This is a genomic window from Streptomyces sp. NPDC058751, from assembly GCF_042746485.1.
GTDB lineage: Bacteria > Actinomycetota > Actinomycetes > Streptomycetales > Streptomycetaceae > Streptomyces.
Genome location: NZ_JBHYPZ010000002.1, coordinates 200,718 through 213,824 on the forward strand (window position 1 = coordinate 200,718; position 13,107 = coordinate 213,824).

Sequence of the window (13,107 nt, forward strand, 5' to 3'; positions counted from 1 at the left end):
GACGTCGGTGACCGTTCCGGGTGTCGTGGGCGGCAGGTACCGGATCGTCAGCCGAGGCCGCGCTTTCGGGTCGGCCGCGGTGAGCGAGTGGTAGGCCGCCCCGTGCGCGTCGGCCGGGAGGGTCAGGGCGAAGCCCTGGTTCTCTCCCCGATCGGTCCAGGACTGCACCAGCGCGCCGAGGTCCAGCTCCGGCAGCGGTGTGCCGGACGCGTAGTCGTCGGTTCCGGCCGCGTCGAGGAGTTCCCCGCCACTCCGGGAGGGTGTCCAGGCGGACGACAGCTCGTAAACGCCGGGCTGTTGTGGGGTGCAGTCGGCCACGCAGTCGGAGCGGGTCAGCGACAGCGCGGCCGAGGTGACCCGGGCACCCTTGGGCAGGTCGGAGAGGTCCGCCTTGAAACGGGCCGCCCACTGGTGTCCGTCGGCCGGTCCGATCCGGAGTGTCCCTTCGGGCGCGGTGGGGCAGGGCGTGGTGGCGCAGTCGGTCGCGGTGGACACCTGGTCGAGGGTGTCGTCGGCGAGGGTGAGCGTTTTGCTGTCGGGTGCCGCGGGCAGCGGCTTCTCGCGCACGCTCATGGTCTTTTGCGCCGACCACGGCGAGCAGCCCACGCTGGTGCAGGCGCGGACGGTCCAGCGGTAGGCGGCGCCGTCGGTGAGGACTCGTTCGGGAAGCCGGAGGGCGGCCCGCCGGCCGCTGTCCGTCCACACCGGCGAGAGGTTCAGTCCGGGTACGGCGTTGCCGGCCGAGTCCTTCACCGCGAACTCGGCACTGATCCGTCCCTGCGCCGGATTCGTGACGACGGCGGAGACGATCGGCGTCAGGGTTTGCTCGGCCCCGGCCTGAAGGTCCTGCGGGGTGTCCGGAAGCGCGGCGACACTGAAGGTGGCCCAGGCCGACCATTCCGTGTTGTAGTGCGTGCCGTCGTACGGTGAGGTGCGGAATCGGTACGTCCTGCCGTGCCGCAGCACGCCGTCCGGTACGGCGACCTCGGCGGGGGTGCCGCTCGCCGTGTACTTGGACACCAATACGTCACCGACCTGGGTGTTGGTCGCGGAGTCGAAGATCTGGAAGCTCCCGTTGACCTGGTCGCCGTCCGGGTCGGTGAACGTGTCGCGCAGGGTCGGTGTGTCCGTGTCGACGCGCCAGGTTCCCGTCTTGTCCTGGGTGAACGGCGGACCGGCCTGCTGCTTGATGCCGGTCCGCGGCCGGTAGTTGTAGTTCACGGTGAGCCTGGGCGGATTGGCCGCGGCGTTGGCGGAGTTGACCCGCTTCCACTGGGCGACGACGTTCTCGTCGGCGGCACGCAGTCCCATCGTGCCGCGAGTGGCCTTGGCGGAGGCCCAATTCTGTGCCAGTGCGGTCGCGTCGGCGTTTATCCATCCGTCGGATGCCGACGTGCAGACGGAGTTGCCACGCGTCTCCGTGGAGGTGGCCGTCCGGGAGTTCCATACCGGCTGGGACGTCCAGCGGGTGCCGGTCGAGGCGGCTCCGGTGGACCACACCTCCCACGGGGCCGCCTTGCAGTCCGTGTTGCCCGAGTGGAAGTTCCAGAGGCTGAGCCGGGCGCTGCTCACGAGGGCGTTCGCGATCGGCGCGGTGTTCCAGGTGAGGAACGAACGTGCGGTGCGCGGGGTGCCGTCGGAGTTCTTCGTCCCCGGGTTGCCCAGGTCCAGTTCGGTGTCGGTGGACAGGTCCCCGGTTTCGCCCTGCTGGACGTATGTGTCCATCACGTTCGACAGCGCGGACGTGGAGGGGTCCACGGTCACCGGGTACTTGGTCTTCGGGTCGGCGAGGAACTCGGCGTCGGGTGTCACCACGAGGTCGACGGAAGAACCGTCGTGGACGACCTTCATGGCCGCCGGCACGGTGCGGGTGTGTTCGCCGGAGACCGCGTCGACCGTGGCGTCCCACATCACCGGCGCCGGCATGACCGCTGTCTTCTCGCTCCGCCGGTCGGTCAGCAGCACGCTGCCGTCGGGTCGTTGGGTCACCGTGAGACCGCGCGCCTTCAACGGCAGCGTGTAGCTGTAGGAGTCTCCCGTCGGCCTCTGCTTCAGTTCCACGAACTGCTCGAAGCCTGTGCGGGTGGCCTCGACGACCACATCGGCACCCGGCAGCGCGTTCTCGTATTCGGCTCGGTTGCCCTCGAGCACGGGCGCGGGCAGGGCGCCTTGCCACTGCAAGGTGATCTGCCCGTCCCCTTCTCCGAGACTCACCAGGTCGGTCGGGCCGGCCGAGTGGGCCCGTACGGCCCGCGAGCCCTTCGGAGAAGCCCGCCGAACGCCGTCGCCAGTACTGCGTCCGGCCAGTCTCAGCCCCTGCGGGTGAGCTTTGGACTCGACCACCCCGTCGGCATCCCGGGTCAGGTTCACGTCCACCGAGCGCCAGGTCCTGGTGTCCTGGTCGTAGAAACGGATGGGGCCCGCCGACACCTCGGTGGTCAGTGATTCATTCTCGTTCACCCAGGTCGTGGAGGTTTCGGTACGCTCGGAGAGCGCCTCGACCCGGTGTCCCGACGTCCGCGCGGCAGCGCGCGCGGAAGGGATGTCCACTGCTTGAGTCACGTCGGCGGCCGCGACCCCGTTGGCCTGTGCCGGTGCTGCCACCACCACGTCGGCACTCTGCAGCACTGTGGCGGACAGGGCCAGGACGGCCCCTCCGGCTATCCATCGCGCGGGTCCCCCGGACCCCCGCCGTCCGCGCCGCGGCACGGACTCACGCCTTGTCATGCTTCCTCAAACTCTGTCGAACACCGCGCGAACACGCACACGGTGTGGGCTTGGGATTTCCGCTCTTGAGGATGTTTGGCATGGTCGCGACGTTCCGGAAATACGGCACAGAGCGCCCCGCTCGGGGGTGTGTCTGATCACATCGGTCTGATGGCGCGAATCGTTCCGGGCGGGCCGGAGGGGCTCGGGGCGTGGAGAAACAGGCCGCAGGACTGGCGGTGACGGCCTGCGGAGCGCGGGTAAGACCAGGACTCGTCCCGGCACGGTGCGAAGAAACGGGAAGTCACGGAACCCCTGCCGGGTGCCGCGCCGCGTCGCGGCACGGCACCCGGCAGGGACGGTCGGGCTCCTCGGGCCTCAGCCCGAGGAGCATGTCAAAGGGACATCTCGTACGCGCCGGACAGCGCCTCGACGAGCTCCCAGACCCGCGCCGAACGCGCCTCGTCCACGACGGGACGCCGGACCGCGCCGAGCGCCCAGCCCTGCTGCCGCTCGGTGGCGGAGTCCTTGCCGTGCAGTTCGACGCAGTGCCCGGAGAAGTCGCGGACCAGCACGGCGAACAGCTCGTCGAGCACCGACTCGTCCAGGTCCGTCAGACGCGCCTGCTCCAGGATCAGCTGTCCGTGCACCACCAGCGCGAACAGCTGCCCCACGGAAAGCAGGAAGTCGAGGTCGCGGCCCTGCTCCTCGTCGGGGGCCATGGTGGTGACGAACTCGCACAGGGCGTCGGCCTGTTCGCGGAAACGGGCGACGTTCGGGACCTCCGCGTACGCGTCGTAGGCGGCGCGCCAGTCGTGGAAGCGGACGGAACCGAGGCCGCGCGCCGGACCCTGCCGGAAGAGGAAGTCGTCGTCGGCCGCGTCGAGCCGGGTCGGTACGGCGGGAACGTCGATCGGGTCCAGCAGGTGGTTGCGCATGAACTTGAGGATCAGCGCGAGGTTGACGTGGACGGTGCCCTCGAGCTTGGGCAGGCCCCGGATCTCGATCGCGGCCTGGGAGAAGTAGTTGTCCTTCTCGAAGCCCTTGGCGGCGATCACGTCCCACATCAGGTCGATGACCTTCTCGCCCTCCGTGGTCACCTTCATCTTCGTCATCGGGTTGAAGAGGAGGTAACGGCGGTCCTCGGGACCCGCCGTGCGGAAGTAGTCGACGGCGCGGTCGCTGAACAGCTTCATCCCGACGAGACGGACGTACGCGTCGGTCAACTCCCGGCGGACGTGCGGGAAGGCGGTGACGGGACGGCCGTAGAGGATGCGGTTGCTCGCGTGGGTGACGGCCTCGTACATCGCGTGCTCGCAGATGCCGATCGAGGCGGTGCAGAGGTTGAACTTGCCGACGTTGACGGTGTTGAGGGCGGCGTCGAAGGCGGCGCGCCCGGTGTGCAGGACGTCCTCGGGGGCGACCGGGTAGTCCTCCAGGCGGAACTCGCTGACGAACTTGGAGGAGTCGACGACGTTCTTCACCAGGTGGTACGCCGGGTGGCGGCTGTCGGCCGCGAAGAAGACGTACCCGTCCGGACCCTCGACGTCGGTGCGGCGGCCGAACACGGAGACCAGACCGGCCGCGTTGCCGTTGCCGATGTAGTACTTGGAGCCGCTGGCCAGGAAACCGCCGTCGGCCTGGGGCTCCAGCAGCATGTCGGTGGAGTAGATGTCGGCGCCGTGGGCCTTCTCGGACAGGCCGAAGGCGAAGACCTCGCCCTGGTCCAGGAGGTCCGCGGCACGCGTGCGGGCGGCGGCGTTCTCGCTCTGCCAGACCGGGCCGAGACCGAGGATGGTCACCTGCCAGGCGTACCAGTAGTCGAGACCGTAGAACCCGAGGATCTCGTTCAGGGCGGCGATCCGGGCGGTGTCCCAGCGCTGGTCCTCGCCCGTGGCGGCGGAGGCCGGGGTGAGGAAGGTGGCGAACAGACGCTCCTTGGCGGCGAACGCGAGGAAGTCGCCGAGCCAGGCGCGGGTGCGGTAGTCCTCGATGATCCGGCGCTTGCCGCGCTCCTCGAACCAGTCGACGGTGGCCCGCAGCAGCCTGCGGGTCTCGGGGTCGAAGTGCGCCGGGTCGTAGGTGCGCGGGTTGAACAGCGAGGGAGTGGTGGTCACGGGGGTTCGCCTTCCGGGGATCGGGGTCGGGGACTGCGGTACGGGGACGGAGGAAGCGAGGGGGAGGGGGAGCGGGGGCGGGTCAGGCCGAGGGCCGCGAAGGGCCGTCCTGCGGGCCGTCGCCCGTCCCGTCGGTCTTCGTGCCGAGGGTGTGGAGCGTGGCCAGGACGTCGTCGAGCCAGGCGATCGTCATCCGCTCGAACGCGATGCCGCCGCGCAGGACGACGTGCTGGAGCTCCTGGCCGGCGTCGAGCGGCGCGGGGGCCTCGGGCCCGGTGAAGTCCCGCTGCTCCCCGGCGAGATAGCGCGCGAGCCGGTCGCTGTGGACCCGGCGGTGCCGCTCGACCTCGCCGACGAGCGCCGCCGGGTCGTCGAAGGCGGCGCCGCGGATCTTCACCGCGAGGTCGTGGCGGATGCTCTCCGGCTCGATCGGCTCGTGCAGCCACCGGGAGAGGGCGGCGCGGCCGGGGCCGGCGACCGAGTACACCTTCTTGTCCGGCCGCCCCTGCTGCGGCACCTCCCGCACGGCGAGGACGCCCTCGCCCTCCATGCGCTTGAGCACGCGGTAGATCTGCTGGTGCGTGGCGGTCCAGAAGTACCCGATGGACCGCTCGAACCGCCGGGCCAGCTCATAGCCGGAACCCGGCTTTTCCAGCAGGGAGACGATGATCGCGTGTTCGAGCGCCATACCGCACAGCTTTCTATGCAACTCGTTGCATAGGCAAGCGTGGCAGCCCTGGTGAGACGCGGCTCACCCGGGGAAGGGAGCTTTCCGGACGGACGCGGGCCCTGCCCTGCCTGAGGCCGGGCGACTCGGTTCGGGCTCAGCCGTCGTGATGCGGGGACGACCGGTCCGAAGGGGATGTCGAGGGAGTGGCGGAGGTGGTGGCGTTTTCGTCGCTTCTGCCCAGCGCTCTGGCGAGCACGGCCGTGAAGAGGCGGTCTTCCTCGGCCGGAAGCAGGATCTCGAGCCGCCGCCCGGCCACGTCGTACACCAGCATCGAGCGTTCGGCGACGACTTCGGCTTCGACCGTGGGGCTCGGGGCGCCGAGCCGCAGTTCCGTGACCGTGCCGTCAGCGGTGGAGGGGAAGACGCCTTCGGCCTTCACCGTCAGACGGGCTCGGTGCCGGCCTCCGCCGGAGTTGCGGAAGCGTGCGGCACAGCGGATGCGGGCGGTGTCCCCACGCTCCAGTGCGGCGACGGTCCGGACGATGCGCATACGGCGCCATCGCTTCTGCACCCGGCTGAGGATCGGCTCGGTGACGAGAGCGAGGATCATGGTGACGGCGAAGTTTTCCCACATGAACGTCTCCCGCGGCTCGGCACTTCCACGATCCGGGTTCTGCTCGGCCTGTGCTGTCGGCCTCGGGATCCGGTGCCCCGGGATGATCCCACGACCCTGGCGGCGTGCTTCGGCCGCATCCGGTGGATGCGTGCATGCGGCACGGCTCCCGCTGAGCCGTCTCGGCCGGTGGCGGGAGGCGACGCGTCCGGCGCGATGGCGTCAGGGGTTCGCCCAGGCCCCCGGAGTGTCGGTCAACGCGCTCACGTCGGGAGGCAGTTGGGATGACGCCACGTCGGCGAGCGAGACCCCTTCGAGGATCTCGCGCACGTTGGACCGCAGCGCGATCCACAGGGGGAGCAGTGACTGGGCGGGGCCGGTGTAGGAGAGGTCAGGGGGGCGGACCCCGCGCACCGAGACGAGGGGCCCGTCCACGGCGCGTATGACGTCGGCGATGCTGATGGACCCCGCGGGCCTGGCCAGGCGGTAGCCGCCGTTGCCGCCGCGCCGGCTCAGCACGAGACCGCCCCGGCGCATGTCGTTCAGGATGCCCTCGAGGAACTTGTGCGGGATGTCCTGCGCCTCGGCGATCGCCTCGGCCTTCAACGGCCCCGCGTCCGGTGACGCGGCGAGCTGCAGTGCGGCACGTACCGCGTAGTCCGCCCTGGCTGAAATCCGCATGTGCGCATTATCCCGTACGGCTCGGACCGGTTCCCCGCCGACGCGTTCACGGGTCCCGCTCAGACGGGCAGGACGAACGGGGGGTGCGCGCCGTTGAGGAAGTAGTCACCGACGTCGCGCAGGCGGTGACCGGCGGGCTCGTACAGGGTGTGGGTTCGCGCGTTGCGCCAGAAGCGGTCGAACGACAGCCGGGACGAGGCGGAGAGGGCGCCGACGACGTCGAGGGCGCGGGCGGTGGACTCCTGCGCGGCCCTGGACGCGGCGGCTTCGGCCATGGCCACGAGGACGGAGACCTCCGCGTACTCGTCGTAGCTCAGGTCCTCGCCGCGCGCCAGCCCGTCGTGCACGGCCCGCACCGCCTGCTCGGCGAGCGCCGAGGCGGAGCGGGTGAGGACGGTGAGTTCCCCGTGCAGGGCCAGCGTCGGTGGGTCCGCGGGAGAGTCCGCCGGCCAGGCGGGATGCCGGAGTGAGTGCCCCGCCCTGCTGTACTCGCGCACTTCGGCGAGCACTCCCTCGGCGATGCCGAGCAGGAGGTGGACGGAGAGGAGGCGCCCGACCGGCGCCGTGAAGGCGGTCGGCGGGGACAGGACGTCCTCGTCCGCGGACAGTGATCCGAGCACGTGGGCGGCGGTGACCGGCACGGCGTCGAAGTCCACGCCGCCGCCGGCCGCGAGCCGCTGGCCGAAGGTGTCCGGGGTGCCGTCGATCCGCACACCGGGATGGGCGGGATCGACGACGACGGCGAAGGGCTCGCCGGTGTCGGTCCGCTCGCCCCGTACGGCGAGGCGGTCGCAGACCAGGACCCCCGTGGCGTAGCTCTGCCGGCCGTCCAGGACGTAGCCGCCGCCTTTCCTGGCCAGCCTCAGGGGCGATTCCTGGCGGGCGAGACCGCCGCCCCAGAGGTGGGGCTTCCTCGTGGAGCGCTGCACGGCCTCGGTGGCGCGGGCGGAGTCGGCGAAGGCCAGCGCGCTCCACGACAGGAAGTAGTGACAGCCGAGCAGTTGGCCGATCGCGCCGTCGGCGGCGGAGATCTCCCGGACGACGGCGTAGGCCGTCGTCCAGTCCGCGCCGCCTCCGCCCGCGGCGGCCGGAACCAGGAGCGTCAGCAGTCCTGCCTCGCGCAGCCGGGACACCTCGTCGAAGGGGGGTCTGCCCGCCTGTTCCCTGGCCACCGCGTCCGTGGCCAGGTCGTCCGCCGTCTCGCGGGCCGCTCGTAGCCAGAACGCGTGGTCGGTCCCGGTCGGGTCGGATGCGGAGTCTGCCTCGGGCAGTGCGGCGGCAACGGCCATGATGATGGTTTCCTCAAGAGTCGGCGGTCGGGCGCCGGGGCGGAGTCTTCTGCCGGGCGGGCACCCGGTCCACGCGCCGGACGGCGACGGTGCGGCGCCCGCCGGGACCCGCCCGGCTCGTGGCGGGGGCGGATTCGCGGGATCACCTGGGGGCGGGGGAAAGGCCCGGCGGCACACGAGACATGTGTGCCGGGCGTCCTACGCGCCGCGACAGACCGCGCTGGCGACGTGACCGAAGTCGACGTGCCGACGGCGAACCAGTCGCTGCTGCGTGGGGGGCATGTACATCATCCTGCGCATCCGCCGGACGCGCGGTCAATGGTTTCCTAGTAAATCGATAGGAAATATGGCCGCCGCGGGAGGGAGGGCGCCCGACGCCCCGATGATTACCGGCCAACGCGGGTCGTCCGGCGGTCGGGATCCGGACGCCGGCCCAGCTCGGGGGCGACCAGGTGGAGGGTGTCGTGCAGGATCTGCTCGTACTCCTCCCGGTGGAACTCGTAAGGCAGTTCGAGGCGCAGCTCCGACACCTGCGCGAGGACCGGGTCGGCGGTCAGCTGCTCCAGGATCTGCTCGGCGGTGCCCACCACGTCGGGGGCGAACAGCGTGCGCTTCGGGCCCTGGGGTGCCAGCGTCCGCGCGTGACGGCTCGCCGCGTAGGCGCGGTAGCGGGCCCGCCCGGCCGCGTCCGCGCTGTCGAGGGGCACGATCACCCGGCCCAGCGCCACCCGGGCCGGAGGCTCCGCGTCCCGCGGGGGCAGCGCCCGCCGGTACTCGGCCAGCAGATTCAGCTGGGCCGTCGTGAAGTCGTCGGTCCCCTCGCCGGTGACGATGTTGCCGGTCAGCAGGCTCAGGCCGTTCTCCGCCGCCCAGCGGGCCGAGCGCAGGCTCCCGCCGCCGTACCAGACGCGGCGCGCCAGACCGGGACTGTGCGGTTGCAGACGGGGACGCTGGACGTTGCCCGGCGAGTGGATGACCGTGTCCGGGCCGCCCAGGTGGTCGCCGCGCAGATTGCCGAGGACGCGGGCGATCCTGCCGTACGACAGGTCGAAGCCGCGCCAGTCACCGTCGTGCACCAGGTCGCCGAGCAGCTCGGCGTGCGGCATCCCGGTGCTGAAGCCGACCTGGAGCCGGCCCCGGGACAGGACGTCGGCCAGCGACAGGTCCTCGGCGAGGCGGAAGGGACTCTCGTAGCCGATCGGTATGACGGCGGTGCCGAGTTCGATCCGCTCGGTGCGCTGACCGGCCGCGGCGAGGAACACGGCCGCCGAGGCGACGCCGTGTTCGAGGTGCCGCTGCCTGATCCAGGCCCCGTCGAAGCCCGCCCGCTCGCCGTACTCGAACAGCCGGAGCGTCTCCTCCAGGCCGGTGTACGGGTCGTCGTCGGCGAAGTTGCCCGGGGTGAGGAACGCCAGGGAGGTGATGGCGGGAGTGCTCATGAGGCACCGGCCCTTCGGCTCGTGACGGTTCCGGCGGGGGAGGGGACCCGCCCGCCGGGGATGGCCGCCAGCAGCTCGCGGGTGTACGCGTGGCGGGGGCGGGTGAAGAGATCCTCCGGAGGGCCCGTCTCCACGACGCGGCCGGCCCGCATGACCGCGACCTGGTGCGCGATCTGGCGCACGACGGCCAGGTCGTGGGAGATGAAGAGGTACGCCACCCCCGTGCCGGCCTGCAACTCGACCAGCAGTTCCAGTACTTGGGCCTGCACCGACACATCGAGCGCGGACACGGGCTCGTCGCACACCACCAGGTCGGGGGAGAGGGCGAGCGCGCGGGCGATCGCCACCCGCTGACGCTGCCCGCCGGACAGTTCCGCGGGCCGGCGCTCCAGAAAGGCCGTCGGAAGAGCCACCCGGTCGAGCAGTTCGCGGGCCCGCGCGAGCCGGGAGGCACGGTCGCCGACCCTGAAGGCGCGCAGCGGCTCGGTGATCACCTCACCGACGGAGAAGCGCGGATCGAGGGACGCGTACGGGTTCTGGTAGACGAGCTGGGCACGGCGGCGCAGCTGCCTGGCGCGGGCGCCCGTGGCGGCGCTGACGTCGGCGCCGTCGAGCAGGACCTGCCCGGAGGTCGCGTCGGCGAGCCGGAGCACCAGCCGGGCGGTGGTGGACTTGCCCGAGCCCGACTCGCCGACCAGGGCGAGGGTCTGTCCGCGCCGGAGGGCGAAGCTGACGTCGTCGACCGCGCGCAGCGTCCGGGGCCCGTCGGCCGTGCGGGGCAGCCGGAACTCCTTGACGAGGCCGCGTGCCTCCAGCAGGGGAGCCGCCCTCGCCGTGGCCGCCGGTACGGAAGGGCGGCGGCGTAGGGCGCTCATGCTCGGGGCGCTCGCCAGCAGGTGCCGCGTGTACGCGTCCTGGGGACCGGCGAGGACGTCACGGGTGCGGCCCGCCTCCACCACTCGCCCCTGTGCCATCACCACCAGCCGCTGCGCCCGGTCGGCGGCGACCCCGAGGTCGTGGGTCACCAGCAGGACCGCCGTGCCCGACTCCTCGGCGAGGCGCTGGAGGTGATCGAGGATGACCCGCTGCACGGTGACGTCGAGCGCGCTGGTCGGCTCGTCGGCGATGATCAGCTCGGGGCGCGCGGCGATCGCGACGGCTATCAGGACGCGTTGCCGCATACCGCCGGAGAGTTCGTGCGGGTACTGCCGGGCCCGGACGGCGGCGTCGGGCAGTCCGGCCCGGTCCAGGACGGCGATCGCCTCGGCGGCGGCCGAGCGGCGGGTCGCCAGACCGTGGATGCGCAGCACCTCGGCGACCTGTTCACCGATCCGTTTGACGGGGTTGAGCGACACGGTCGGGTCCTGGGGCACCAGTCCGATCCGCGCCCCGCGCACGGTGCGCAGTTCCGGCTCCGACAGCGTGGCCAGGTCGTGCCGGCCGAAGCGGACCGTGCCCGCGTCGATGCTCCCGGTGTCCGGCAGGAGACGGGTGATCGCGTGCGCCGTCGTGCTCTTGCCCGAGCCGGACTCCCCGACCACCGCCGTCACCTGCCCCGGCCACACGTCGAGGTCCACGCCCCGGACGGCCGGCACGGTGCCGCCGCGGGTGCGGTACGACACGGACAGGCCGCGGATCTCCAGCAGTGGTGTGGTCACGTCCTCGCCCCTTTCACCGTTCTCGCTCCTTTCACCGTTCTCGCTCTCGTCGGTCACCGCTGCCGGGACCATTCGCCGTCCAGGGCCCGCGCGACGCGGTTGGTGGCCAGGACGGTCGCGGCGATCGCCAGTCCGGGCAGCGCGGTCAGCCACCAGGCGTTGGCCAGGTAGTTGCGGCCCTCGGAGATCAACGTGCCCCACTCCGGGGCGGGCGGGGGAGCGCCGTAGCCGAGGAAGCTCAGCGCCGACACGGCCAGGACGGAGGCGCCGAAGTCGAGCGTGGCCAGGACGATCACCGGGCCCGCCGCGTTGGGCAGCACGTGCCGGCCCAGCACCGTGTACCAGCGTGACCCGCAGGAGCGCGACGCCTCGACGAACACCGCCTGGCGCACCCGGAGCACCTCGGCGCGAGCGACCCGGGCGAAGGAGGCGACGCTCGCGATGCCGACCGCGACGGCCACCTTCACCGTCCCGTACCCCAGCGCGGTCACCAGGGCCAGTGACAGGAACAGCGCGGGGATGGACAGCAGGACGTCGACGAAGCGCATCAGCACGTCGTCGACCCAGCGGCCGACGAACCCGGCGAGCACGCCGATCAGACCGCCCACCACGAAGGCCACCAGCACCGCGATCAGCGTCGCTTTCAGGGACAGCTGGGCGCCGTGCACCACCCGGGAGAACACGTCGCGCCCCAGTTCGTCCGTGCCGAACCAGTGCGCGCCGCTCGGAGGGCGGAAGTTCTGCTCGGGCACTCCCTTCAGCGGGTCCCGCGAGGTGAACAGCCGCGGCCGGAACGAGGCCAGCACCACCAGCACGATGACGGCGGCCGACAGCAGCAGACCGGGACGGCGCACCAGGAACCGCAGCACCCGCCGTACGCCGGCACGGCGCCCCGGTCCGGGATCCGGCACCGTGCCGACCGGCCGGGCCTGGCCGGGCGCGGACTCGGACGTGTCATGGACGAGGCCCTGGCTCATGCGGCACCCGCCCTTCCGCCCGGGGCCACCACGATCCGCGGGTCGAGCAGCGGATAGACCAGGTCGACGACCAGGTTCGTCGTCACGAAGATCAGCGCACCGAACGCCACCACCCCCTGCACCACCGGGATGTCCTGGGCCGTGACGGCCGCCGCGGTGACGCGGCCCAGGCCGTCACGGGAGAACACCGTCTCCACGACGACCGAACCTGCGATCAGCTGCCCCATCAGGAGGCCGACGACCGTCAGCGCCGGGAGGGAGGCGTTGCGCAGCGCGTGCCGCAGATGGACCCGCCACCGGCCCGCGCCCTTGGCGCGGGCGGTCTCCACGTACGCCTGGTCGAGCGCGGTGAGCAGACTCTTGGCCAGCACCTGCGCGATCTGGGCGCCGGTCGGGACCGCCAGCGTCAGCGCCGGCAGCACCAGCCCCCGCACCCCGTCGTTGCCGAACGCGGGAAGCCAGCGCAGCCGGAAGGAGAACGCCTCGACGAGCAGCAGCCCCACCCAGAACGTCGGGACGGACACCCCCAGCGGCGGCAGCGACAGAAGGAGCTGCCGCAGCCAGCGCCGTGTGGTGTACGTCGCCGCCACCGCCAGTCCGCCACCGAGGAGCACCGCGAACAGCAGTGCCGCACTCGTCAGTTGGAGGGTCTGGGGCAGCGCGTCGGCCAGCGTCGAGGCGACCGGCCGGCCGGTGGCGACCGAGTCGCCGAAGTCCCCGCGCACCGCCCGGCCCAGGTAGTCGGCGTACTGCGCGAGCACCGGCTCGTCGAAGCCGTACTCGTGCCGCAGGGCGGCGATCCGCCGGGGATCGACCTGTCCCGACTCCATACCCGCGCCGGCCATCGCCGTGACCGGATCGCCCGGCAGGAAGTACAGCACCAGGAACGACACGGTGTACGCCGCCCACAGCACCCCGGCCGCCTGCGCGAGCCGTTTGACCACGTAGCCGCGCACG

At 71.8% G+C, this 13,107-nt stretch carries 9 protein-coding genes and 1 pseudogene; all 10 read right to left on the bottom strand.

Annotation, left to right across the window (positions count from 1 at the left end; translation table 11 throughout):
- Positions 1-54: 54 nt before the first annotated feature.
- A pseudogene (locus tag ACFW6B_RS03075) lies at positions 55-2,640 on the bottom strand (DNRLRE domain-containing protein); the annotation flags it as partial.
- A 461-nt stretch (positions 2,641-3,101) separates the two neighbouring features.
- Positions 3,102-4,823 (bottom strand): acyl-CoA dehydrogenase family protein, encoded by a 1,722-nt coding sequence (locus ACFW6B_RS03080; protein ID WP_386591571.1) that lies wholly within the window; start codon positions 4,821-4,823, stop codon positions 3,102-3,104.
- Between the two features lie 82 nt (positions 4,824-4,905).
- The gene (locus ACFW6B_RS03085; RefSeq protein ID WP_386591572.1) at positions 4,906-5,511 is read right to left on the bottom strand and encodes a PadR family transcriptional regulator; all 606 of its coding nucleotides are present in this window, start codon (positions 5,509-5,511) and stop codon (positions 4,906-4,908) included.
- A 136-nt stretch (positions 5,512-5,647) separates the two neighbouring features.
- The gene (locus ACFW6B_RS03090; protein WP_386591573.1) at positions 5,648-6,127 is read right to left on the bottom strand and encodes a hypothetical protein; all 480 of its coding nucleotides are present in this window, start codon (positions 6,125-6,127) and stop codon (positions 5,648-5,650) included.
- 201 nt (positions 6,128-6,328) lie between these two features.
- Positions 6,329-6,787: an RrF2 family transcriptional regulator gene (locus ACFW6B_RS03095; RefSeq protein WP_386591574.1), complete on the bottom strand. Its 459-nt coding sequence runs from the start codon at positions 6,785-6,787 to the stop codon at positions 6,329-6,331.
- 59 nt (positions 6,788-6,846) lie between these two features.
- On the bottom strand, positions 6,847-8,076 hold the full coding sequence (locus ACFW6B_RS03100) for an acyl-CoA dehydrogenase family protein (protein ID WP_386591575.1): 1,230 nt from the start codon (positions 8,074-8,076) through the stop codon (positions 6,847-6,849).
- 386 nt (positions 8,077-8,462) lie between these two features.
- On the bottom strand, positions 8,463-9,515 hold the full coding sequence (locus tag ACFW6B_RS03105; protein WP_386591576.1) for an LLM class flavin-dependent oxidoreductase: 1,053 nt from the start codon (positions 9,513-9,515) through the stop codon (positions 8,463-8,465).
- Complete coding sequence (locus ACFW6B_RS03110) at positions 9,512-11,245, bottom strand: dipeptide ABC transporter ATP-binding protein (RefSeq protein ID WP_386591577.1); 1,734 nt, start codon at positions 11,243-11,245, stop codon at positions 9,512-9,514. Before ACFW6B_RS03110 ends, ACFW6B_RS03105 begins: the two co-directional genes overlap by 4 nt.
- The gene (locus ACFW6B_RS03115) at positions 11,227-12,150 is read right to left on the bottom strand and encodes an ABC transporter permease (protein WP_386591578.1); all 924 of its coding nucleotides are present in this window, start codon (positions 12,148-12,150) and stop codon (positions 11,227-11,229) included. Before ACFW6B_RS03115 ends, ACFW6B_RS03110 begins: the two co-directional genes overlap by 19 nt.
- A complete protein-coding gene (locus tag ACFW6B_RS03120; RefSeq protein WP_386591579.1) occupies positions 12,147-13,106 on the bottom strand; it encodes an ABC transporter permease in 960 nt (319 codons plus the stop codon). Before ACFW6B_RS03120 ends, ACFW6B_RS03115 begins: the two co-directional genes overlap by 4 nt.
- Between the last annotated feature and the right edge of the window lies 1 nt (position 13,107).